Source organism: Jeongeupia wiesaeckerbachi, from assembly GCF_050916355.1.
In the GTDB taxonomy this organism is placed as follows: domain Bacteria; phylum Pseudomonadota; class Gammaproteobacteria; order Burkholderiales; family Chitinibacteraceae; genus Jeongeupia; species Jeongeupia wiesaeckerbachi.
Genome location: NZ_CP136946.1, coordinates 3,639,817 through 3,659,955, shown reverse-complemented (window position 1 = coordinate 3,659,955; position 20,139 = coordinate 3,639,817). Strand labels below are relative to the sequence as shown.

Sequence of the window (20,139 nt, the reverse complement as noted above, 5' to 3'; positions counted from 1 at the left end):
GGCGCCGCGTCCTCCCCTGAATGAACAAGGACAGAATATGGAACAGAAACACAGCATCACCCGTGTCCGCCATACCCTGAAAATGCGCTTGATCACGGTGCAAAACACCGTGCGTATCGCGCCCCACATGCTGCGCGTGACCTTTGCCGGCGAGTCGCTGCAGGACTTCGTCTCGGCTTCCCATGATGACCATGTGAAGCTGTTTTTTCCGGCATCGGGGCAAACGGCGCCGGTATTGCCAACGCTGGGCGACACCGGCCTCGAATATCCCGAAGGCGCAATCCGCCCGGTTGCGCGCGACTACACGCCACGCAGTTTCGACCTGGTCAGCGGCGAGCTGGTCATCGACTTCGCCTTGCACGGCGATGGGCCGGCGGCGAGCTGGGCCGAGCAGGCGCAGCCCGGACAGGTGATCGGCGCTGGCGGACCCAAAGGCTCCTTCGTCGTGCCGGACGATTTCGACTGGTATTTGCTGATCGGTGACGAAGCGGCGCTCCCGGCCATCGGCCGGCGTTTGGCCGAGCTGCCGGTCGGTGCCTGCGCCATCGTCATTGCCGAAGTGGCCGACGCCGCCGAGCAGATCGCCATGCCGGGCGAAGCGCATGTGTCGCTGACCTGGCTGCACCGCAACGGCGAGCCGGCCGGAACGCCTGGGCGTCTGGTCGACGCGGTCCGCGCGCTGGCTTTGCCGGATGGCGAAGGCTACGTCTGGGCCGCGGCTGAGCTGTCGGTGATCGGCGCGATCCGCAAGGTGCTGGTCGACGAGAAGGGCATCGACAAGAAACGCATCCGTGCCGCCAGCTACTGGAAGCACGGCGCCATCGCGCACCACAGCGCGCTGGACGACTGAGCGCGACAGACCCTGCTGGCTGCGCTTGCCGTTTGTACTGTTGTGACCGAAGGGAATCCCTGTGGGACGCTTCGGACCCTAAATGGCCCCTTGCCAGCGCCGCTTCGCTGGGTTTTGTCTGTCGCGCCAGCAATCTTCAGGTTCTAAAACAGCCTCAGGCGGGGTTTTTCTTCGGTGCCAGCAATAGCGAGGAGGCAATGACGGCGCCGCCGAGCAGCATCCGGCCGATGTCGCCCTCCGGGTGGCCGATGGCGAGGCTGATCGCGATGCCGACCGGGATGTGCATATTGTTCATCGCGCCGAGCCGGCCGGCGTCGACCATGCACGCGCCCTTGTTCCACCAGAAGTAGCCGAGCGCGGTCGAGACCAGCCCGAGGAAGGCCAGCGTCGCCCATTGCAGCTCGGTCGTCGGCAGCTTGGCCGGGTTGCCGAACAGCAGCCAGGATGGCAAGGCGACCGCCAGCGCGCCGATGAAAAAATATCCGAAGCTGGCGTGCTGCGGCAGCGGACTCGGGTAGCGGCGCAGCAGGTGCTTGTAGCCGATCTGGCCGGCGGCGAAGGTCAGGTTGGCCAGCTGCAGCAGCAGGAAGCCGGCGAGGTAATCGCCGGTCAGCGCATCGTAGCGGACGATGGCCGCGCCGATCACCGCGACCAGCGCCGCCAGCAGCGCGCGCGGATTGAAGCGGCGGCTCAGCAGATCGTCGATCAGCGTGATGTAGAGCGGCGTGAAAATCGTGAACAACAGCACTTCGGGCACGGTGAGGAAGCGGAACGCCCGGTACAGGCACAGATAGGTGATGCCGAACTGCATCGCGCCGACGACGATCAGCCCCAGCCGCAGCGGCGGCGCCACGGCGCGCCAGCGCAGAAAGGGCAGGAACACCGCGCCGGCAAGCACGACGCGGGTCAGTACGGCGAAATCAGCGTCGACGCGGCCGGCGAGCACGGCGCCGATCAGATTGAACGACAGCGCCCAGATGACGGTAATCGTGGCGAGATAAGGCACGGCGGTCTCGAACTATGCGATGCCGCGATGATACCGGAGGCTTGGTGCTTGAAAATGCAATCATCGCCGTCACCTGCTGATGACGCCCTCCCGCCCAGCCCCATCGAACAACCAACGAGCAAACACCATGAAGCGCCTGTCCGACATCCGGTTTTCCGTTCTCGATCTGGCCACAATCGTGCGCGGCGGCAACGCCGCCGATGCCTTCGCCCGCAGCGCCAAGCTGGCGCAAACGGCCGAGCGGCTTGGCTATACGCGCTTCTGGCTGGCCGAGCATCACAACCTCGACGGCATCGCCAGCGCCGCGACCAGCGTGCTGATCGGCCATGTCGCCGCGCAGACCAAGACGATCCGCGTCGGCTCGGGCGGGGTGATGCTGCCCAACCACGCGCCGCTGATCATCGCCGAACAGTTCGGCACGCTGGCGTCGCTGTTCCCGGGCCGGATCGACCTCGGCCTTGGGCGTGCGCCGGGCACCGATGGCCAGACCGCCCGCGCTTTGCGCCGGCATCTGGTCGGCCAAGAGCAGGAGTTCGCCGACGAAGTCGCCGAGCTGCGCGGCTATCTGGCGCCGACGCGCGCCGGCCAGCACGTGCGGGCGATCCCGGGCGAAGGGCTGGATATTCCGGTCTGGCTGCTCGGATCGGGCTCGTACGGTGCCCAGCTCGCCGGCCAGCTCGGCCTGCCGTTCGCCTTCGCCAGTCATTTCGCGCCGGACTACCTGCTGCGCGGCATCGAGCTGTACCGGCAGACGTTCCGGCCATCGGCCCAACTGGCCGAGCCGTACGTGATGATGGGCGTCAACGTACTGGCGGCGCCGACCGACGAAGAAGCGGACTATCTGGCGACATCGTTGAAGCGGCGCTGGCTGCGGATGATCCGCGACCAGCGCGGCCCGATCGATCCGCCGGTCGAGACCATGGACGGGCTGTGGAACGAGCTTGAGGCCGCACAGGTCAACGCGCGGCTGGCTGCGTCGGCGATCGGCTCGCCGGAGACCGTGGCGCGGCAATTGCAGAAGCTGCTTGATCAGACGCAGGTCGACGAAATGATCGTCGTCACCGATACCTTTGATTTCGAGCACCGGCTGCGCTCGTACGAGCTGCTGGCCGGGCTGGTCAGGGCGCGCTGAGCCTCAAGAGCGTGGCAAGACGCCGTAATCCGACGCTGGAAACCGGCTTGGTCGGCGAAGGAGGGGGCGCGATATCGTGTCGCACCAGGTCAAGTCACCGAATGGCCGAATGCAATGGGGAGAAAGGCGCCCGCCGGCTGGTTGGAGAAGAGCCTGTGCGTGATGGCTAGCCGGGCGCGCAGGCCAGCATGGCCGCCCAGTGATCGGCGAACGCTGGCGGCATGTCCAGTCCAGATGTCCTGAGTCCGGCAAAGCTGGCCGCGATGCCGTCGTGCCACTCGACCAGATCGATGCCGGCGGCCTTGCTGCCCGCTTCAAGCCGGGACCATGCCTGTGCAAATGCCTCGGCGCGCCGTGATGGCGTGGCCTCGTGCAAGGCCTGCCTTTCCGCTGGCGGCAGATACAAACCGGCAACCGCATCCCAATCGGGCAGCAGGCCGATGGCGCACAGGTCGATACCGAGCGCGGCGATGCCGTGATCGTCGGCCGGGCAGAGTGCAATCAGGGCGCAGCCTTCGCGATCGCCGCCAGTGTGCTCGCTGCTGCCGTTGTTGCCGTTGTTGCCGTAGGCGAGGCTGACGTGAAAGTGCATCGGGCCGGCGGCAATGCGAGGGCGGCGGCCCGGTCGCAGGTAGTCGGCCTTGGGGCTGCCGGCCCAACACGCCGCCAGCGCGCATGCGGCGGCCCGCGTGGCAGAACGTGCAGCGCGCCGGTCGCCGGGCACCGGCCGCAATGCAAGCAGGGGCGTGCCGTAGTCGGGGCGCCAGCCTGTTGCCAGCTGGGCCAGCACCTCGTCGAACAGCGCTACGCGCATGCCGCTTGCCGTTGTGGTGCGGCTGGCGTGGCGATCGGCGCGGCCTGCGCCTGCGTGCCCGGCCAGGCGCCGGCTGGCGAGCCCATCCAGCGGGTTCCGGCCGGGATGTCCTCGCCCTTGCTGACCAGTGTCAGCGGGCCGAGCTCGGCATCCGCGCCGACGCTGCCGTTGTACAGCACCGTGCTGCGGGTGCCGACGTGGACGCCGGCGCCGATGTTCACCCGGCCGATTTTCATCACCCGGTCTTCGAACAGATGCGTCTGCGGCCCGCAAGCGGCGCCCAGCACGGCGCCGTCGCCGATCTCGACGCAGTCGAATTCGGTCATGTCGGTGGTGTCCAGCCACACATTGCGGCCGACCCGGGCGCCGAGCGCGCGGAAGGCCCACGGCAGCCACGGCGTACCGCGCAGGAAGTTGACGAAGTTCGGCACGGCGATCGATTCGTAGACATTGGTGATCGCCTCGCTGGTCCAGACGAAGGGCGTCCACATCGACACCGCGCGCGGTCGATAGCGGCCGATCAGCAGCCACTTGAGCGCGGCGACCAGCGCAAAGGTGCCCACGCCGTAGATCAGGCCGAACAGGCAGAGCAGGCCGGCGACGGCGCCCCAGTGGTTGAGTTCGGCGTACGGTTCGACGATGGTCACCATCAGATAGCCGGCGGCGATGACGACCGACGTCGGCAACACGATGCGCAGCGCCTCGATCGCGCCGCGGGCAATACGGCGCCACACCGGCGGCTTGAACGTCAGCGACTCGGGGAAGCTCTGGGTCTGTTCGCGTGCCGGCAGCAGCATCGGCGGCGAGCCCATCCAGGTGTCGCCGCTTTTCGGCTCGGCCGGTGCGCGCGACTGCACGCCGACCAACACGCCCGGCGGCAGCGTCGTGCCATCGGGCACATAGGCGCCATTGCCGACGAAGCTACGATGGCCGATCACCGTCGGCTTGATGCTCATCCAGCCCTGATCGATTTCCTCGTCGCCCAGCATCACCGCGTCGGCGATGAAGGTTTCGTCGCCGAGCGTCAGCATGTCCGGCACCACGCCCATCGCGGTCGAGATTTCGGCATTGCGGCCGACCTTGGCGCCGAGCATCCGATACCACCACGGTGCATAGACGGTCGCGTACAGGCCGTGCAGTACCGCCAGACTCGATTCCTGCACCAGATTGGCGATCCACTTGCGGTGATACAGCGCGCTGTGCACCGACCACCGGCCCGGCTTGAGCCGGCCGAGCACCAGCCAGCGCAGCGCCGCGCCGATGCAGACCGTCATCACCACCAGCACCGCGCTCGCCGGCAGCGCCAGCAGCAGATAGGTGACGAAGGTGAACGCGGCCGGTGCGTGGTTTTGCGTCAGATCGAGCCAGTTGGCGTCGACGAGGTCGATCAGCATGAAGCTCGGGAACACCGGCAGGAAGAACACCGCCGAGACCAGCGCCGCGCAAACGAAATGCAGCACCAGCTCGAACGCGGCGGCGCCACGGCTGTGTGCGGGGCGGGGCGGCAGGCGCTTGGCGTCGACCACGCCGGTGCGGCGCGCCGGCGAGCCGGCCCACGCTTCGCCGGCCGGAACGTGGCCGCCGGGTGGCAGCGCCGACAGGCCGTCGAGGCGCGCGCCGGCGCCGACGATGCAGTCCTCGTGCATTGCGCAGTACGAGCCGATGTAGCCGCGCTCGCCGATGACGATGGACCCGACCACGAGTTCCTCGCCGTCGACGCGGACGTTCTCGAGGTTGACCGATGCGCCGACGCTGGCGCCGGTGCCGATATGCAGCAGATCCGGCGCGCGGACGCTGATCGCGCCGAGCTGGGCATCGAAGCCGATCTTCGCGCCGAGCAGGCGCAGATAGGCGCGATGCAAGGGCGAGTTCGACAGCAGATGCTTCGGCGGCAGATCGGTCAGCCGGTCGGTGAGCCACCAGCGGAAATAAAAGCTGCCCCACAGCGGATAGCGGCCGGGCCTGACGCGGCCGAGCAGCAGCCATTTGGCGGCGACCGGCACCGCAAAGCTCAGCACATTGGCGGCGATATAGGCGCCGATCGCGCTCAGCACCGCCAGCGGCAGGCTGTCGCCGGGGCTGCCGGTCATCACGTGGTAGACAAGGAAGGGGACCAGCCACATCAGCATGCGCAGGCCGATCAGCGCCGGCAGCGTGGCCAGTTGCGCCGCGCCGCAGGCGATGCGCGCCAGCGGTCGGGTGCTGAGCCTGCGCTTTGTGCGGCTCGGGCCGGCTTGGGTGGCGCCCTTGGCCGAGAGCGCGGCGGCGATCGCGCCAAGCGTACGGTGCTGGTAGACGTCCTGCACCGAGGTCGTGGCCAGTGCGGGGATCGCACGCAGCGTCGACACCAGCCGCGCCGCCAGCAGCGAATGGCCGCCGAGGTCGGCGAAGAAGTCGTCGGCAAAGCGCAGCGGCTGGCCGGGGAACAGCGTGGCGAGCGCCGCGAACAGCGCGGTTTCGACTTCGCCGCTCGGCTCGTCCGATTCGCTGCTGCGCGCCTCGAACGTTACCGGCAAGGCTTTCAGCGCCTTGCGGTCGATCTTGCCCGACAGCAGTCGCGGCATCGTGGCCAGCGTGACGAACAGCGCCGGCAGCATATAGGGCGGCAGCCGGTCGCGCAGCGCCTGGCGCAGCGCGCCCGCGTCGATCCGGCCGAGCGGGCCGTCGGCGACCAGATAGGCGACCAGTTGGTCGATGCCGGCCACCGGCTTGAGCGACACGGCAACGGTGCCGACATGGGCTTGCTCGGCCAGCGCGGCTTCGATTTCGCCCAGCTCGACCCGGAAGCCGCGCACCTTGACCTGATCGTCGGCGCGGCCGAGGCAGTGCACCTGGCCGTGTTCGTCGATGCGCGCCAGATCGCCGGTGCGGTACATCCGCTCGCCCCAGTCCGGAGTGACGAACTTTTCGGCGGTCAGCTCGGGGCGGCCGAGGTAGCCGGCGGCGACGCCGGGGCCGGTGATGCACAGCTCGCCGGTTTCGCCGGGCGGCACGATCTCGCCGGCTTCGTTGATCACCAGCAGGCCGTAATTCGGCAGCGGCTTGCCGATGGTCACCGGCTGGCCGCGCTGCAGTTGCGCCAGACTGGCCGACACCGTTGCCTCGGTCGGCCCGTAGGTGTTGAAGAGCTGCCGATCCGGCGTGGCAAAACGCTCGACCAGCGTATCGGGGCACATCTCGCCGCCGAGGTTGATGATGCGCAGGCCGGGAACATCGTGGCTGAACAGCGAAAGTAGCGTCGGCACGCAGTGCAGCACGGTGATGCCGTGCTTGCCGAGCGCCGCCGGCAGTGCGTCGGGATCGGCGACGATTTCTTTCGGCGCCAGCCACAGCGTCGCGCCGACCAGATAGGAAATCCAGATTTCCTCGAACGACATGTCGAAGGCGACCGAGAAGCCCTGATAGACCTTGTCGTCGCCGCGCACGCCAAGCACGGCGTTTTCGCTGCGCAGGAAATGGCAGATGCTGCGGTGACTGATCGCGATGCCCTTGGGCTTGCCGGTCGACCCCGAGGTATAGATCACGTAGGCGGTGTGCTCGGGCGTGTGGCCGTTGCGGCGGCGTTGTGCGCCATCGACCCGCCGCTGCAGCGCCTCGAAGGTCCAGACCGGCAGGCCAAGGCCGGCCAGCTGAGGCATCAGCGCGTCGCAGCTGACGAGGCCGGCGGCATCGGCGTCTTCCAGGCAGGTCCGGATGCGCTCGACCGGGGTATCGGCGTCGAACGGCAGCCAGGCTGCGCCGGCCTTGGTGATCGCCGCCTGCATCACCAGCAGCTCGACGCCGCGCGGCAGCCACAGGCCGACGATGCGGCCCGGCTCGATGCCGGCCTCAAGCAGGTGGTGGGCGGCGAGGGCGCTCAGCCGATCCAGTTCAATGTAAGTCAGTTGCCGATTGCCAGAGATCAGCGCGATCTGCTCGGGCTGTGCGGCGGCGGTGGCTTCTAGCAGGTCCGGCAGGGTTTCATCGCGCAGCAGTGCGGCTTGCCGTGGGCCACGGGCGTGCCATGCGTCGTGTGCTAACTGATTGAATTCCGGTTTCATCTCGGGCGTCCTGCTGATTGCGGTGTAAGTCCGGCCTGCGTTGATGCGGGCGCACACAGCGGTAGTGTCGGCAATGCTGACGTGTACCGCTGCCAACGCTAAAACGCGCGAGCGGCGTTGGCGCTGACGTCGGCGGCGATGAATTAGGTAGCAACAGGTAACGAAGCGTGCGCGCGTCACGTGCTTGCGCTCAGCCCGGTGGTGAAAGGCAAAGGGTGCCTGCGGGATACGGCTTGGCAGCCCGGTGGCGGCCAGCCACAATGCCGGCGTGCTGACACGCTGTGTCCCACAAGCGAAAGGTGTTGCTGTTTGTGGCGATACTGGCCATCTTCAATGACATGGGCCCCGCCTGCCGCGGATGCATCCGGGCCGTTTCCACTCTGGTAGAGATTTGCATGCGCCTGCCTTCCTTGCCCCGCCTCGTACTCTTCATCGTCGTGTACGGCTTGCTCGCGATGTTCAGCATGAGTACCCGCGATCCGCTGACCCATTCGACCATCGTCTGGCCTGCCGCCGGCATCCTGCTGGGAACGCTGATGCTGGCGCCTTACCGGCAATGGCCGGTGTGGGGGCTGGTGACGGTAGTGCTGCATACCGGCATCGCGCTGTTTCAGGGGCGGCCGTTCGCGGTGTCCTTGCTGCTGTCAGTGCTGAACCTGCTGATCATGCTGGGCATTGCCGCGGCCTGGCGGCGCAAGGCTGGCGAGGAGGTGTCGCTGACGCAGCCGACCAGGCTGCTCTGGTTCGTACTGCTGGTGCTGATCGGCTGCACCGTCGGCGCCTATGTGTCGATTGCCGCGCTGCACAGCTTCGGTTTCGTTTCGGCCAAGCTGAATCCGATGGTGTTTGCGATTTCGGACGGTGTCGGCGCGCTGATCGGTGCGCCGCTGGTCGTGGCCTGGGCGGGCTTTCACCCGGCCCGTTCAGACAAGACACCGCGGCGGATTGCATGGCAGGGGCTGCTTGGCTTCGTCGCACTGATCGTCTCGGCCGAACTGGCCTTCGACGGCCCGACCGCGACGATGGTGCTCGAATCGACCAAGTACGAGCTCTCCTACCTGCCGCTGCTGTTCGTCGTGCTGATTGCGATGGCGTGGCAGCGCCGCGGTACGACGCTGGCGCTGGTGGTGCTGGCCGGGATTGCCGGGCTCAACACCTATCAGGGCGAAGGCCCGTTTGCCGCATCGGCTGGATTGCTGGACAACCCGCTGCTCGAAGTCCAGCTTTACCTCGGCGCCGCGGCGCTGCTCGGCCTGCTGATGGCGGCGATGAACGCCAGCCGCGACGAGGCCTTGCGCGAGGCGCTGGCGTGGAAGGTACGCTCCGAAGGCATGCTGCTCGGCACGGGCCAACTGATGTACGAGGTCGACCCGCGCGACGGTTCGGCGATCTGGGCCGGTCAGGTCGACGCCTTGCTCGGGCTTGCGCCGGCCGAGCTGCCGACGCTGGCGGCCTTTCTGGAACGGGTGCATCCGGATGACCGCGCGCGCGTCACCGCCTATGCCGAACAGCGCGGCAACGGCGATACCCACGCGCTGACCCAGCGCTTCCGCTTTCTGACCGGCGACAACGATTACGTCGTATTGCAGGACATCGGCGCACCGGTCATCGACTTCGACGATACCGTTTACCGCGTCGGTGGTTTGTTGCGGCTCGACGATCACGGCACCGAGCAGGGGTGAGCGGATGGATACCGCCGACGCCTGCAACCCGGTTGGCGTGCTGCTGGTCCACGGACTCGGCGGTACGCAGTACGACCTGGGTTCGCTGCACAAAATCCTCAAGCGCGCCGGTGTCGAAGCGCACACGGTGACCCTGCCCGGCCACAGCGGCCAGCCCGAGGATCTGCTCAGTGTCCGCGCCGAAGACTGGGTGGCCGTGGTCGAGGCCCGCTATCGCGAACTGGCGACGCTACACCCAACCCTGCACGTGGTCGCGATGTGCCTTGGTTCGCTGATTTCGATCGAAGCGATCAAGCGCATCGAGCAACCGTCGGGCAAGCTGGTGCTGCTGGCGCCGCCGGTTTTTCTCGATGGCTGGGCAACGCCGTGGTACTGGATCTTCCGGCATATCGTCTACCGGATACCGTACTTCGCGCGCAGCATGAAGATCGCCGAGGAAGAGCCGTTCGGCGTCAAGAACGATCTGGTTCGCGCCATCGTCAAAGCCAAGTTCGAACGCGGCGACGATTTCCACTATCCCTGGGTGCCGCTGGCGTGCATCAAGCAGGTCGACCGTTTGCGCAGCTGGATCGGCAAGGGGCTGGACGCCATTCGCAGCCCGACGCTGATCATCCACGCGCGCGAGGACGACCTGACCAGCCCGCGTTCGGCCGAGTTTCTGGTGCGCGAAATGGGGGACATGGCGCGGATGGTGATTCTGGAGAACAGCTATCACATGATCTGCGTCGACAACGACCGCGATCAGGTTGCGATCGAGATGTTGCGCCATCTCGAACTGGACACATCGGTGGTCAAGATCAGGACGCGCGTCCGCAAATCGACACCTGCGGAATGAAACGGCCGGCATCAGCCGGCCGGTTTCGTCTTACTTGCGGCCGAGTGCCGCGGCCAGGGCGTTTGCCATGGCGCTATCGGGTGCCGGCTTGTCCTGCTTCGGTGCTTGCGGCTTGGCGTTGCGCGCTTGCGCCGGCTTGGCCGCTCTGCCGAACGGCTTGCCACCGGCGGGCTTGGCGCCAGCCGGTTTGTCGCCGGCCGGGCGCGGCTTCGGTGCCTGCTTGGCACGTTCTTCGCGGCGCGCTTCCTGCTCGGCGCGACGGGCTTCGCGCACCGCCGCGATGCGTGCCTCGTTGGCGGCCTTGATCCGCGCCTGGATGGCGGCCGAGGCTGCAGCAGCGTGTGCCTGTTGCTCGGCGGTCATCTCGCCGGTCGGCGTGCCATCCAGCGCATAACGCTGGCCGCCGGCGGCCATGGCCGCCTGATAGGCCGGGCGGCGCACCCACAGGAACACCGCGCGGGCGATCTTGTCGGCGTCCAGGCCTTTGGTTTCGCATTCGGCCTTCAGGCGATCGCGCGTGTCGAGCGCCAGTGGCTTGGTCTGTTTGAGGTCGAACACTGCCGGCCAATGTTCTGCCAGCATGGCGAACGCGACTTTGCGTTCTTCAGCCAGTTTCTGTTTGCGGTTCAAGGGCTCGGTCATGGCGCTTCCTGTTGCACTGCTGCAAATCAAACGAAAAACCCCGATGCGCAGCGTGTCATCGGGGTTCTCTGCTGTGCGGCGGCCGGGTCGACGTTGCAACTCCGGTTCAAGAGTCGGGAACGTGCGGCCAGCAAACCGATATTAGTTAAGTAGGCCGCAATGTACACAAGCGAAAAAGGCTTGTCCATCATCGGCGGACCCGCGTCCGGCCGCCGTTTGTTGCGCGAAACAGTGCGCGCTCAGAACACCCAGCCGACGCGGAGCCTGCCGCTCAGTCCCGCGTGGTCTTCGGTCTGGTTGACCTCGATGCCGAGGCGCAGGCGCGCCACGTCGCGCTCCAGCCAGGCGCCGCTGGTCCGGGCGATCGGATCGTAGCTGAGCCCGGCGGCCCATGGCCGTGCCGTCGGCTCGGCCTCCAGCACCAGATCGGTGGCCGACGTGACCTCGCCATCCGGCGAGCTGACGACGACCCGGCGTGCGTCGCCATCGCGGACCAGCGACAGATCGACCGACGTCGGCGGGCAGTCGGCCTCGGTACCGGACGCTACCGGCCTTGGCTTGATGGTGGCGCTGACCCGGCGTTCCTCGCGCATTCCGCGCGGCAGCTGGTGCGGTGCCTTGGCGGCTTCGGCCGCGGTCGGTGCCCGGCGCTCGGCCACGAGGCTGTCATCACGCTGGCGGACCGCCGCAGCGCTGGCCGGCAAGGCCTGGTGCGGTGTCGGCCACAGCGCCCAGCAGAGCGTCAGCATGGCCAGCAGCATCAAGACCAGCGTGCCGAGGATCAGTTCGGCCCGGCTCATATCGAGATCCCGTCGGCGGCGTGGTAGGCCGCCAGCAGGGTATCGAGCTGGTGCTCGTGCTGGCCGTAACCGGCACCGGGCAGCGAGGCCCAGCGGCTGCGGCACTTGCGGATCGCCGTCGCGACATAGCCGCGGCGGATATCGTCAAGCGCCTTGCATTCGCGGATCAGCTGCAGCGCAATCCGGTCCTGATTGATCGGGCCGAAATTGCTCAGCCCCAATTGCTGGCTGTACGCGTCGTAATAACGCGCAAGCACTTGATAGCGGCCGGCCGCGCTCGACTTGATGCCGAGCCGGGGCAGATCGACCAGCACGCGCGGGTGATCGGCATAGCTGGCAAACAGCCTGGGCGAGGACGGCGTGCTGCCGACGAGGACGTTGTAGCCGTCGTCGCCAATCGTCGCCGTGCCTTCGCTGGTGGCCAGCATGTCCAGAAAGGCCAGCACGTTCCGGCCGCCGGCCTCGATCGCGGAAATTCGCGCCATGGTGAAGCTCCATAAACAAAAAAAGCCCCGCCGAAGCGGGGCATTGAAAAAATTTAGCGGGGAGGGCGGCTGGTACCCCAAGGGCATTCCTGCGGGCGCAAAGCCGGCATGGCGGTGTTGCCAAAGCCCACGAAGCGTCCCACCGGGACTGCCTTCGGTCGCAGCGTCGCGACGGCAAGCGGGTACAGCCGCCAGCAGGGTTCGGGCGCGGTGTTACTGCGGTTTGTCGAGATCGACGCCAAGCCGGCGTTCGATCAAACGGCGCAGCCAGGGCAGATCGCCGAGCAGCGCAATCAGCGATTGCGTCAGCGGCAGCACCAGTACGCCGGTCAGGTAGGCGAGCACGCCCGACAGCCCCGGGGCCAGATGCAGGTATTCGGCACCCGCCGCGCCGGCCAGCGCCGCGCCAGCGCTGGAACAGACCAGCAGCGTGATGCGTTGCCACCACGGCATGCTGCCGGCGCGGACGACAAACGAAATCGACCCGAAGATCGCCCCGGCAACCGGCGCCACCCAGCGCCAGTTGTCGGCGTTGACAATGATGGTTTGGTGATCGGACATGCGTCTCCTTCGGAATGGAAAAGCGGCGTATTGAAAAAGGAGCGTCAAAACCGGATGCAAAAACACCCCGCGCGTGGCGGGGTGTTGTCGGTCTCAGGCCTGTGGTTAGAGAGCGTCCGGCCAGCCCGGTGCAAAGGCTTCGAGCGCAGTGCGATCCAGCGTCGCGATCTCGGCTTCCAGCGCCAGCCGGCGCTGGTTGATCGCCGCCGTGCGTGCCACGCAAGCCGCCCACAGCGCCTGCAGCCCGGCCAGCGTCATCGGCACCGATTCACGATCGGCGGTGATCCACGCATCCCCCGGCACCACGCCGGCGAGCAAGGCATCGCGGATGTCCTGCTGCGCGGTGGGGGTGGTCAACCAGTGGTGGCCGGCATGGTCGAGGCCGGCGGCGCGCTCGGTTTGCTCCCAGGCGGGCAGCGTCGCCAGCGCTTGGGCGCGCAGGTCATCGAGCAATACGGCCGGTTCGGGCGTGTTGCCCTCGGCCAGCCAGGCTTCGTAGTCGTTCCACCAGCGGTGGCCGCGCGGAATGCTGGCGCCATCTTCGAGGCGGATCACGAGATCAGAGTTTTGAGTCAGCTTGTAGGTCGGGTTGCTCATGATTTCCTCGTTAATCTCACAGCTCGGCATCGGCAGCGTATGGGAATGCGGCGATTCTTGTCACACTCACGTTCCAGTTCACAAATCCGAAAGACGGGCACATACCACCCGCTGAAACAGATTCAGCACTCAAAATCGTGAATTGCGCTGTGTTTGTATTTGTCATGACAACGGCTGGTGCAATGCGCTTTCTGGCGCTAAATGCGCACGTTGTGCCGACCGTTGCATTAGATGCAAGCGGTGCATCCCATCGGAAACTGACTATGCCCGTTTCGAAGTACCGCTGGCAAAGCGCCAATTCGATCTGCATCGGCCGTTGCTCGAACGGCGTAGCGCAGCTACCAGCTTCGAGCTGCACACTGGTCAGGTCAAAGGTGAATACAGAAGTCGGCGAAAGCTGGAATGCCAGTATCACGCAATCATTTGCGCCGATGGTCTTCCCGGCCACACTAGGAAGATCGAACGTCAGGGCGTACTTGGCCCAGCCCGTTCCGATTGCAACGGTTTGCGATGCCGTGGGGACCGATGAACTACCGCCGGAACCGAAAATCTGCTCTAGCTTGACGTTGATGCTTGTGGCTGCGGAGAGCTTGGCATAGAAGCTGACAGTCACCTTGCCGCCGGCAAGCGCTCGTACCCCCTCGACACGCTGCGAAATCCAGCGTGACGTTGAGCCAGAGCCGGCGACGGTCTGATCCCAACGCAGGAAATTCACAGGGTCTCCGGGGATCAGTCCTGCGGAAAGCACTTGCTGGGACACCGTGAACGAGCCGGCCGTACCGTCGTAGAAAACCTGCCAACGATCCAGTGTGTAGTTAGCTGGGTTGACGAACGAGGTGCCGCGCTGGCTGATGGTCATCTCGCCGTTGATGATCTTGTTGCGGAACGACAGATCACCAGCCGTACCTGTTCGAGCGGAAACAAAGGCGGTCGTGGCCAGTTGTGTGGAATTGTCGCCGGTCTGTGGTGTTGGGCCGGAAACGGGGCCGGTGAAATTTGCGCCGGCGAGTTGTGCATATTTCGCCAACAAAGCCTGTTTGAGCTGATCGTTGACACCTTCGGTCGGGGTCAAGCCGGCCGAGTTGATGACATTGAGCAATTCATCAGTCACCGAATTGGCCCATATGGCCGTGTCGCGGCTGGGCAATTCGCCGGTTTGGGCATTGCCGTCGGTGAATTTGCCGTTTCGCAAATTTACGCCCGGCAGGGATTTGGGATAATCCATCGCGTGTCTCCATGCGAAAACCCGCCTGATGGGCGGGTTTGATTTGAATAGGTGGGTGGCTGCGTTGGGCTTATTGGTTTGCGCCGGTGATCGGCCAAGCCGGTTTGAACGCTTCCAGCGCGGCGCGGTCCAGCGTGGTAATTTCGGCTTCCATGGCCAGCCGGCGCTGGTAAATAGCCGCGCCGCGTGCCACGCATTCGGCCCACAGCACTTGCAGCTCGGTCAGCGTCAGCGGCACCGGCTCGCGCTCGGCGGTGATCCAAACGCCGCTGGGGACGATGCCGGCCAGCAGCGCGTCGCGGATGTCTTGCAGTGCTGCGGGTGTCGTCAGCCAGCGATGGTTGGCGTGATCAATGCCGGCCGCGCGCTCGGCTTGTTCCCAGCCCGGCAGTGTCGCCAGCGCGATAGTCTGCAGGTCGCCAATTGATACGGCCGGCATCGCCGTGTTGCCTTTGGCGAGCCAAGCCTCGTATTCATCCCACCAACGATGGCTACGCGGGATGTTTGCGCTGTCGTTAAGGCGGACAACAAGGTCTGGGTTTTCCGTCAATCTATACAAGGTGTGGGTTCCTTAAAGTTCGGCGTCGGCGACGTAATGCCATTGCATCGACAGGCTTGGGCTCGCAGCTGCGCTAGAGAGAATGAGTAGCCCGATTCCGCTTGCACTTGATTCAACGCTTTGAACGGCACGAGCATTTTGCTCCCCGGTCTCTTCGATGACGCCAGCGGCGCCTGTGCTGGGCTGATAGATTGTGACCGCAGGCGCGGCCCGCATAAGAGGTGAAAACGAAATGCAAGTCGGCACCCATACCGGGTTTCCCGACGAAACCAGCGAATTGGGGCTGCCGCGATTGACTGATATGCTCCCGGGTCGCACTCCAAGCTCATATGAAGTTCGGTAATAGCGTTGACACAGAGTCAGCTCGATTTGCATCGGACGTTGCTCGAATGGCGTTGCTACCAATCCCTCCTCCAGTTGCACCTGTGAAAGGTAATACCCGCCAGCAACATCCTTTGGGCCTACGATTTTCAACACCAAAAAGTCGTCACCATTAGTCCCAAGTGTTTTTCCTGCAATGCTCGGCAACGCGAACTGCATTACTACCTTCGTCCATGTTGACGAGGCAGGGATCACCTGAGATGACGTGGAAACAATGGTTGATGGGCTGCCGCCAGTGCCGAATATTTGCGAAAAGCTGACAAATGGGGGAGCTGAACCGACGTCGTTTTTGTACCAGAACGACAAGGTTATTGTCTTTCCCGCCAGTGTTCGCACCCCCTCGATACGTTGGCCAATTTCATACGAAATTGTATCGGCAACGGGTGCGACCCGCTTCCAGTAGAGCGCATAGCTCGCCCCCGGAATCTCGTCAGGAGTCAGTGCCATGCGAGATAGGCCAGTACTAGCGCCAAACGTACCGATGTTAGCGAGATACCAGCGATCCGCGCAGTGGGTAGAAATTCCAGATGTGTAGTTGTAAGTCGTGCCGCGTTGCCAAAAATCGAAATTACCGTTGATGAGCTTGTTGCGAAAATTAATTGCACCAGCTGTGCCGGTACGTGTCAGATCGGCATACTTGTTCCGCAACGCATCGCGCAATTGCGTTTGAATGCTTTCACTTGGCGTTAATCCGCTATCACTAATCACCGCGAGCAACTCATCAGTCACCCCATTCGCCCAACTTGCCGGATCAAGACTGGCCACTTCGCCGGTCAACGGATTGCCGTCGGTGAACTTGCCGTTTTTCAGGCCCACGCCGGGTACGGATTTCGGGTAATCCATTACACCCCTCCATAAGTAAAGAAAACCCGCGTGTGTGCGGGTTTGAGTTTATTGATGACGCATTCCAGCTGGCTGTCGCCCCAGACCTGGTAGTACTCGCCGAACGGGTCGCCGCTATTGCGTTGTTCGACCGTTTGCGCCGGCAGGTTGAGTTGCCAGACGTATTGCCAGCCCCAGCCGCCAAAGCGCTGGCCGTTGCGGGCGCGGCCGTAGCGGCGGGCGCGGAATTCGGTGATCGTTGCGTCGACGTGGCCATACTGCGCGGCGATGCCGATGAAGTAGGCCGGGCTTTGCCCGCCGCGGGCGGCGAGCTTGGCGGCGACGGCGTTGCGGCGCGATTCGAGCGTCTGGCCGAGCACTGAGCATTCGTCGGGCAGGCCGGCGACGCGTTCCCAGTCGGCCAGCAAGCCGTAGCTGCTGCGCGGCCAGGCTTCGTCCAGCAGCGCGTCGCCATAGGTGTCGAGCTTCGCCAGCCCGGCGCCGAAGCTGCCGAGCGTGCGTTGCAAGATCGTGTCGGGGTCGCGCGGCCAGGCGAGGCCTTGCGGCAGCAGCGCGGACAGTTGTTCGCGGTAGTCGTCTGCGCTCATTGCCATGTGACGTCTCCGCACAAGGGCATTTGCAGCGTGGCGGGGACGATGTCGGCGGTCGGTGCGAACAGGATGTGATCGAATTCGCCGTCGGCCTGGCTGATCGCCTCGTTGATCCGGCTCAGGTACAGCGGGGTGCCCGGCTCGGCTTCACGCTCGTGCAGGTTTTGCAAGGCGGTGACGACGGCGGCGCGCACGGCGCTGGTGTTGGGCGTGACGCGGACGCTGTAGTTGACCGCCAGCGGCGCCGGCGCCAGCGCGGTGAAGTCGGCGGTCACCGGCCGCACCGCGTCGATATGTGCCTGCACCGCGGCGACTTCGTTGGCGTCGGGGATCGGGCTGGCGTCGTTGTCGCGGACGAAGACGACGGCGTTGCTGCCAAGGCCGTTCAGCGCCGGCAGGTGCCAGGCGCGGGTCACGCCGGGGACTTCCAGCGCCCACGAGACGTAGTCGGCGGCCGAGCCGCCCTGCGGCGGGTTCTGGATCCGCGCGATCAGCCGCTGGCGCAGCGCGGCGTCGTCCTCTTCGTCGGCGCCTTGGGTCAGCCCCGGCGCGATCACGCTGGCGCTGCTTTGCAGGCCGGCGATCGGTGTGGTCACCGTCAGCGCGGTGCCGGCGTCGGCATTGGCCGTGGCGCCGGCTTCGCGCGATGCGAGGGCGACGTCGGCGCTGCCGTTGGCGGCGATGACGACTTCGGCGGTCGTCAGGTATTCGAAGCTGTCGGCGCGGGTGAGCGCGGTGCCGGCCGGGACGAGCGTGCCGGGCGTGCCGGTGAGCCGCACGCTGCCTTGCGCCAGCGCCGCCGGCTTGCGGCCCTGGGGCAGCCAGATGCTGGCCCAGCGGTCGAGAAATTCGGTCTCGGCGGAGTCGGGAAACAGCTGCTGTGCCAGCCACGACAGATAGCCGTACATCTGGTGCAGCCCGCCGGCCTGTACCCGGCCGAGCACGTTGAGATTGGATTGACGCAAGCGTGCGTCGGCGCCGGGCAGGCGCGTTTCGATTTCGCCGAGCTGGGCGTCGACGAGTTCGGCAAGCGTAGGGCGGTCGAAACTCATGGAGATACCTCGAATTGATAGGCACGCGCGTCGATCTGGATCGAGAGCAGCAGCATGTCGGTGCGTGGGGCGCTGGCCTGCACGGCGATGGACGTGGCGATGCCATCGTCGATCAGCCATTGCAGCGCCTCGGTCGCGTAGGCCTCGGCGCGGCGCAGGGTGGACGGCAGCTGTTTCTCGCGCGCCAGCAACCACAGGCGCGAGCCGAGCGGCACGGCGTTTTCAAGGGCATCGCCCCACCAGCCGCGCTGATCGCCGGAGACCGCGTCGCCGGGTTCGGCACGCCGGTCGGTCAACAGGCTGAGCGTGATGGCGGAGTCGAGGCCGTTGTCGATGTCCAGGCCGACGGTCGAAAGCTGCCAGTCGCAGCCCCGATTCCAGCCCAGATAACGGGTCAATAAATCGGTCATTACATCCCCTTGTTCGGTGTGCCGCTGCTGCCCGGGCCCGTTTGCACGCCGCCGTGCGTGTGGCTGTTGTACTGCGCGCGCATGCCGGCGACGGTGCGGCCGTTGCTGCCGGCGGTGTCGGTGATGTCGCCTGCGGTTTTGAGTTGGCCGCTGGTATTGACCAGCGGGGCGTTGATCTGCACTTTTTCGGTGTTGAATTCGATCAGCGTGTCGGCGTTGACGCGCAGTGTCTGCGTCGTCAGCTCGATCAGCCGGCCGTTCTTCAGGTGCACCCGGTCGCCTTCGTGCGTATAGATGCAGACCTCGCCGGCGTTGAGGCCGGTGGGTCGATAGCGCGGGTCGTCGACGGCGGTCGCGACGAGGTGGTCGCGGCTGCCGGCGACGGCAACCATCACCACGGTCGCACCGGGCAGCGGCACGCTGGTCAGGCCGTAGTTCTGCGCACGCTCGACGTCGTCGCGGGTTTCGTCGGCCAAGGCCGAGACCTGCAGCAATTGCAGGCCACCGGCGTCGTTGACCAGGTTGAGGACGGCGCGCGCAACCATCAGCCGCACGCGTCGGGCAAGGCGTTCGATCATGATTTATCCCTTGGGTTTGGTGGTCTTGCCGGCTTTGGACTTGCTGCTGCCGGTCAGTTGGTCGAAGGTGCGCGGGTCGGCCAGCTCGAGCTGGCAGCGCTCGCCCTCGGCGTTCAGCGTGTAGTTGACCTTGGTGATCAGCTTTTCCTCATCGGCACGCAGCAGCGCAGAGCTGAGCTGTACGCGCAGATTGGGCCGCCACAAGGGGTGCTCCGGTCCCTGGCGCCAGCCGCAGACCGTGATCGTGGCGCGGCTGGCGCGGGCGGTGCGGACGGTGCGTTCCCAGTCGGCGCGTTGCTGCGCGGTTGCGCCGTTGGTTTGGTCTTCGGCGAGCAGGATCTTCGGCCGGTAACGCCCGGCGGCGATCTCCGCATCCTTGCTGATGCCCACGCCGGCATGGGTTCGGCGGCTCTGGCCCTTGACGCGGTACTCGCTGAAGCGCTCGCTCCAGCTGAAATCCCCGTTGGCGCTGACGATATTGCCGCCTTCGACCAGGGCCGCCTTGGCTTGCTCGGCACCGGGGCGAGTGATGTACATGCCGCCGTCGCCGAGCGTCGTCAGCATCACCGTCCGCAGTCGCGCCGCGCGTTCAAGGCAGTCGAAGCAGCTTTCGCCTTCCTCGATGTTCCAGCTGTCGAAGGGCTGATCGGCGAGCGCCTGCACGCCCGGGTCGACCGCGACCTTGATCTTGAACGGGTCGCACAGGTCGCGGGCAATCCGCGCCAGGCTGGCTTTCTTCCACTGACCGGCGCCGTGGATGGCGCTGCAGTCGACCAGATCGGCGGTGGCGTCGCGGCCGGAGACCGACAGCGAGCGCGAGGTGGCGTTGAACGACACCGCGACGCTATCAATGAAACCGGTGACGACCGGCTGGCCATCGATTTTCACCACGCAGCGCTGGCCGGGCTTGACCGGCCGAGGCTCGCCGGCGCCGGGCCAGTGCTCGGTCAGCTGCAGCGTGAAGCTGCCCGACAGCTGCTCCAGTCCGGCTTCGACGGCCAGATCGGTCCAGCCGGCGTAAATCTGTTCATCAACCTGCAGTTCCAGAACGGACACG

20 protein-coding genes are annotated in these 20,139 nt (G+C 65.7%); 4 read left to right on the top strand and 16 right to left on the bottom strand.

Going from position 1 to position 20,139, the window contains the following annotated elements:
- Positions 1 to 37 precede the first annotated feature (37 nt).
- Positions 38 to 850: a siderophore-interacting protein gene (locus R0382_RS17650; RefSeq protein ID WP_432721320.1), complete on the top strand. Its 813-nt coding sequence runs from the start codon at positions 38 to 40 to the stop codon at positions 848 to 850.
- A 154-nt stretch (positions 851 to 1,004) separates the two neighbouring features.
- Here R0382_RS17650 and R0382_RS17645 read toward each other — a convergent pair whose 3' ends face one another.
- Entirely contained in the window at positions 1,005 to 1,856 is an 852-nt protein-coding gene (locus tag R0382_RS17645) for a carboxylate/amino acid/amine transporter (RefSeq protein WP_432721319.1), read from the bottom strand.
- A 127-nt stretch (positions 1,857 to 1,983) separates the two neighbouring features.
- On the opposite strand from R0382_RS17645, the gene R0382_RS17640 reads away from it, so the two are divergent.
- Positions 1,984 to 2,988 (top strand): LLM class flavin-dependent oxidoreductase, encoded by a 1,005-nt coding sequence (locus tag R0382_RS17640; protein ID WP_432721318.1) that lies wholly within the window; start codon positions 1,984 to 1,986, stop codon positions 2,986 to 2,988.
- A 166-nt stretch (positions 2,989 to 3,154) separates the two neighbouring features.
- Here the strand turns inward: R0382_RS17640 and R0382_RS17635 are convergent, their stop codons facing one another.
- Both R0382_RS17635 and R0382_RS17630 read right to left on the bottom strand, forming a co-directional pair.
- Positions 3,155 to 3,802, bottom strand: a complete 648-nt coding sequence (locus R0382_RS17635) for a 4'-phosphopantetheinyl transferase superfamily protein (protein ID WP_432721316.1) — start codon at positions 3,800 to 3,802, stop codon at positions 3,155 to 3,157.
- On the bottom strand, positions 3,793 to 7,842 hold the full coding sequence (locus tag R0382_RS17630) for a Pls/PosA family non-ribosomal peptide synthetase (protein ID WP_432721315.1): 4,050 nt from the start codon (positions 7,840 to 7,842) through the stop codon (positions 3,793 to 3,795). The genes R0382_RS17635 and R0382_RS17630 overlap by 10 nt, the downstream gene beginning before the upstream one ends.
- 395 nt (positions 7,843 to 8,237) lie before the next feature.
- Between R0382_RS17630 and R0382_RS17625 the strand changes: the two genes are divergently transcribed.
- Positions 8,238 to 9,524 (top strand): MASE1 domain-containing protein, encoded by a 1,287-nt coding sequence (locus R0382_RS17625; RefSeq protein WP_432721313.1) that lies wholly within the window; start codon positions 8,238 to 8,240, stop codon positions 9,522 to 9,524.
- Positions 9,525 to 9,528: 4 nt separating this feature from the next.
- On the top strand, positions 9,529 to 10,359 hold the full coding sequence (locus R0382_RS17620) for an alpha/beta hydrolase (RefSeq protein ID WP_432721312.1): 831 nt from the start codon (positions 9,529 to 9,531) through the stop codon (positions 10,357 to 10,359).
- Positions 10,360 to 10,389: 30 nt separating this feature from the next.
- Here R0382_RS17620 and R0382_RS17615 read toward each other — a convergent pair whose 3' ends face one another.
- The 13 genes from R0382_RS17615 to R0382_RS17555 all read right to left on the bottom strand — a co-directional run bounded on the left by R0382_RS17615 (position 10,390) and on the right by R0382_RS17555 (position 20,138).
- Positions 10,390 to 11,001, bottom strand: a complete 612-nt coding sequence (locus R0382_RS17615) for a ProQ/FINO family protein (RefSeq protein ID WP_432721310.1) — start codon at positions 10,999 to 11,001, stop codon at positions 10,390 to 10,392.
- A 239-nt stretch (positions 11,002 to 11,240) separates the two neighbouring features.
- On the bottom strand, positions 11,241 to 11,801 hold the full coding sequence (locus R0382_RS17610) for a hypothetical protein (protein ID WP_432721309.1): 561 nt from the start codon (positions 11,799 to 11,801) through the stop codon (positions 11,241 to 11,243).
- Positions 11,798 to 12,286 carry a glycoside hydrolase family 24 protein gene (locus tag R0382_RS17605; protein ID WP_432721308.1) on the bottom strand — a complete coding sequence of 163 codons (489 nt, stop codon included), beginning with the start codon at positions 12,284 to 12,286 and terminating at the stop codon, positions 11,798 to 11,800. The genes R0382_RS17610 and R0382_RS17605 overlap by 4 nt, the downstream gene beginning before the upstream one ends.
- Positions 12,287 to 12,499: 213 nt before the next feature.
- On the bottom strand, positions 12,500 to 12,847 hold the full coding sequence (locus R0382_RS17600) for a hypothetical protein (RefSeq protein WP_432721307.1): 348 nt from the start codon (positions 12,845 to 12,847) through the stop codon (positions 12,500 to 12,502).
- 105 nt (positions 12,848 to 12,952) lie between these two features.
- A complete protein-coding gene (locus tag R0382_RS17595) occupies positions 12,953 to 13,444 on the bottom strand; it encodes a DUF4376 domain-containing protein (RefSeq protein ID WP_432721305.1) in 492 nt (163 codons plus the stop codon).
- 16 nt (positions 13,445 to 13,460) lie between these two features.
- On the bottom strand, positions 13,461 to 14,669 hold the full coding sequence (locus tag R0382_RS17590) for a hypothetical protein (protein ID WP_432721304.1): 1,209 nt from the start codon (positions 14,667 to 14,669) through the stop codon (positions 13,461 to 13,463).
- Positions 14,670 to 14,739: 70 nt separating this feature from the next.
- Entirely contained in the window at positions 14,740 to 15,108 is a 369-nt protein-coding gene (locus R0382_RS17585; RefSeq protein ID WP_432721303.1) for a DUF4376 domain-containing protein, read from the bottom strand.
- Between the two features lie 132 nt (positions 15,109 to 15,240).
- A complete protein-coding gene (locus R0382_RS17580; RefSeq protein ID WP_432721302.1) occupies positions 15,241 to 16,452 on the bottom strand; it encodes a hypothetical protein in 1,212 nt (403 codons plus the stop codon).
- Entirely contained in the window at positions 16,452 to 17,045 is a 594-nt protein-coding gene (locus R0382_RS17575; RefSeq protein WP_432721301.1) for a YmfQ family protein, read from the bottom strand. The genes R0382_RS17580 and R0382_RS17575 overlap by 1 nt, the downstream gene beginning before the upstream one ends.
- Positions 17,036 to 18,094, bottom strand: coding sequence for a baseplate J/gp47 family protein (locus R0382_RS17570; RefSeq protein WP_432721300.1), 1,059 nt, complete (start codon positions 18,092 to 18,094; stop codon positions 17,036 to 17,038). The genes R0382_RS17575 and R0382_RS17570 overlap by 10 nt, the downstream gene beginning before the upstream one ends.
- Positions 18,091 to 18,504 (bottom strand): phage GP46 family protein, encoded by a 414-nt coding sequence (locus R0382_RS17565; protein ID WP_432721298.1) that lies wholly within the window; start codon positions 18,502 to 18,504, stop codon positions 18,091 to 18,093. Before R0382_RS17565 ends, R0382_RS17570 begins: the two co-directional genes overlap by 4 nt.
- Positions 18,504 to 19,082, bottom strand: coding sequence for a phage baseplate assembly protein V (locus R0382_RS17560; RefSeq protein ID WP_432721297.1), 579 nt, complete (start codon positions 19,080 to 19,082; stop codon positions 18,504 to 18,506). The genes R0382_RS17565 and R0382_RS17560 overlap by 1 nt, the downstream gene beginning before the upstream one ends.
- Positions 19,083 to 19,085: 3 nt before the next feature.
- The gene (locus R0382_RS17555) at positions 19,086 to 20,138 is read right to left on the bottom strand and encodes a phage baseplate assembly protein (protein WP_432721296.1); all 1,053 of its coding nucleotides are present in this window, start codon (positions 20,136 to 20,138) and stop codon (positions 19,086 to 19,088) included.
- Position 20,139: the final 1 nt, after the last annotated feature.

What these genes read in the sequence shown, in the direction of transcription:
- R0382_RS17595 (WP_432721305.1), bottom strand. Translation starts at nt 13,444, where the DNA reads ATGAGCAACCCGACCTACAAGCTGACTCAAAACTCTGATCTCGTGATC.
- R0382_RS17575 (WP_432721301.1), bottom strand. Translation starts at nt 17,045, where the DNA reads ATGGCAATGAGCGCAGACGACTACCGCGAACAACTGTCCGCGCTGCTG.
- R0382_RS17565 (WP_432721298.1), bottom strand. Translation starts at nt 18,504, where the DNA reads ATGACCGATTTATTGACCCGTTATCTGGGCTGGAATCGGGGCTGCGAC.
- R0382_RS17600 (WP_432721307.1), bottom strand. Translation starts at nt 12,847, where the DNA reads ATGTCCGATCACCAAACCATCATTGTCAACGCCGACAACTGGCGCTGG.
- R0382_RS17560 (WP_432721297.1), bottom strand. Translation starts at nt 19,082, where the DNA reads ATGATCGAACGCCTTGCCCGACGCGTGCGGCTGATGGTTGCGCGCGCC.
- R0382_RS17590 (WP_432721304.1), bottom strand. Translation starts at nt 14,669, where the DNA reads ATGGATTATCCCAAATCCCTGCCGGGCGTAAATTTGCGAAACGGCAAA.
- R0382_RS17620 (WP_432721312.1), top strand. Translation starts at nt 9,529, where the DNA reads ATGGATACCGCCGACGCCTGCAACCCGGTTGGCGTGCTGCTGGTCCAC.
- R0382_RS17650 (WP_432721320.1), top strand. Translation starts at nt 38, where the DNA reads ATGGAACAGAAACACAGCATCACCCGTGTCCGCCATACCCTGAAAATG.
- R0382_RS17605 (WP_432721308.1), bottom strand. Translation starts at nt 12,286, where the DNA reads ATGGCGCGAATTTCCGCGATCGAGGCCGGCGGCCGGAACGTGCTGGCC.
- R0382_RS17570 (WP_432721300.1), bottom strand. Translation starts at nt 18,094, where the DNA reads ATGAGTTTCGACCGCCCTACGCTTGCCGAACTCGTCGACGCCCAGCTC.
- R0382_RS17630 (WP_432721315.1), bottom strand. Translation starts at nt 7,842, where the DNA reads ATGAAACCGGAATTCAATCAGTTAGCACACGACGCATGGCACGCCCGT.
- R0382_RS17615 (WP_432721310.1), bottom strand. Translation starts at nt 11,001, where the DNA reads ATGACCGAGCCCTTGAACCGCAAACAGAAACTGGCTGAAGAACGCAAA.
- R0382_RS17610 (WP_432721309.1), bottom strand. Translation starts at nt 11,801, where the DNA reads ATGAGCCGGGCCGAACTGATCCTCGGCACGCTGGTCTTGATGCTGCTG.
- R0382_RS17635 (WP_432721316.1), bottom strand. Translation starts at nt 3,802, where the DNA reads ATGCGCGTAGCGCTGTTCGACGAGGTGCTGGCCCAGCTGGCAACAGGC.
- R0382_RS17585 (WP_432721303.1), bottom strand. Translation starts at nt 15,108, where the DNA reads ATGCCGGCCGTATCAATTGGCGACCTGCAGACTATCGCGCTGGCGACA.
- R0382_RS17580 (WP_432721302.1), bottom strand. Translation starts at nt 16,452, where the DNA reads ATGGATTACCCGAAATCCGTACCCGGCGTGGGCCTGAAAAACGGCAAG.
- R0382_RS17625 (WP_432721313.1), top strand. Translation starts at nt 8,238, where the DNA reads ATGCGCCTGCCTTCCTTGCCCCGCCTCGTACTCTTCATCGTCGTGTAC.
- R0382_RS17640 (WP_432721318.1), top strand. Translation starts at nt 1,984, where the DNA reads ATGAAGCGCCTGTCCGACATCCGGTTTTCCGTTCTCGATCTGGCCACA.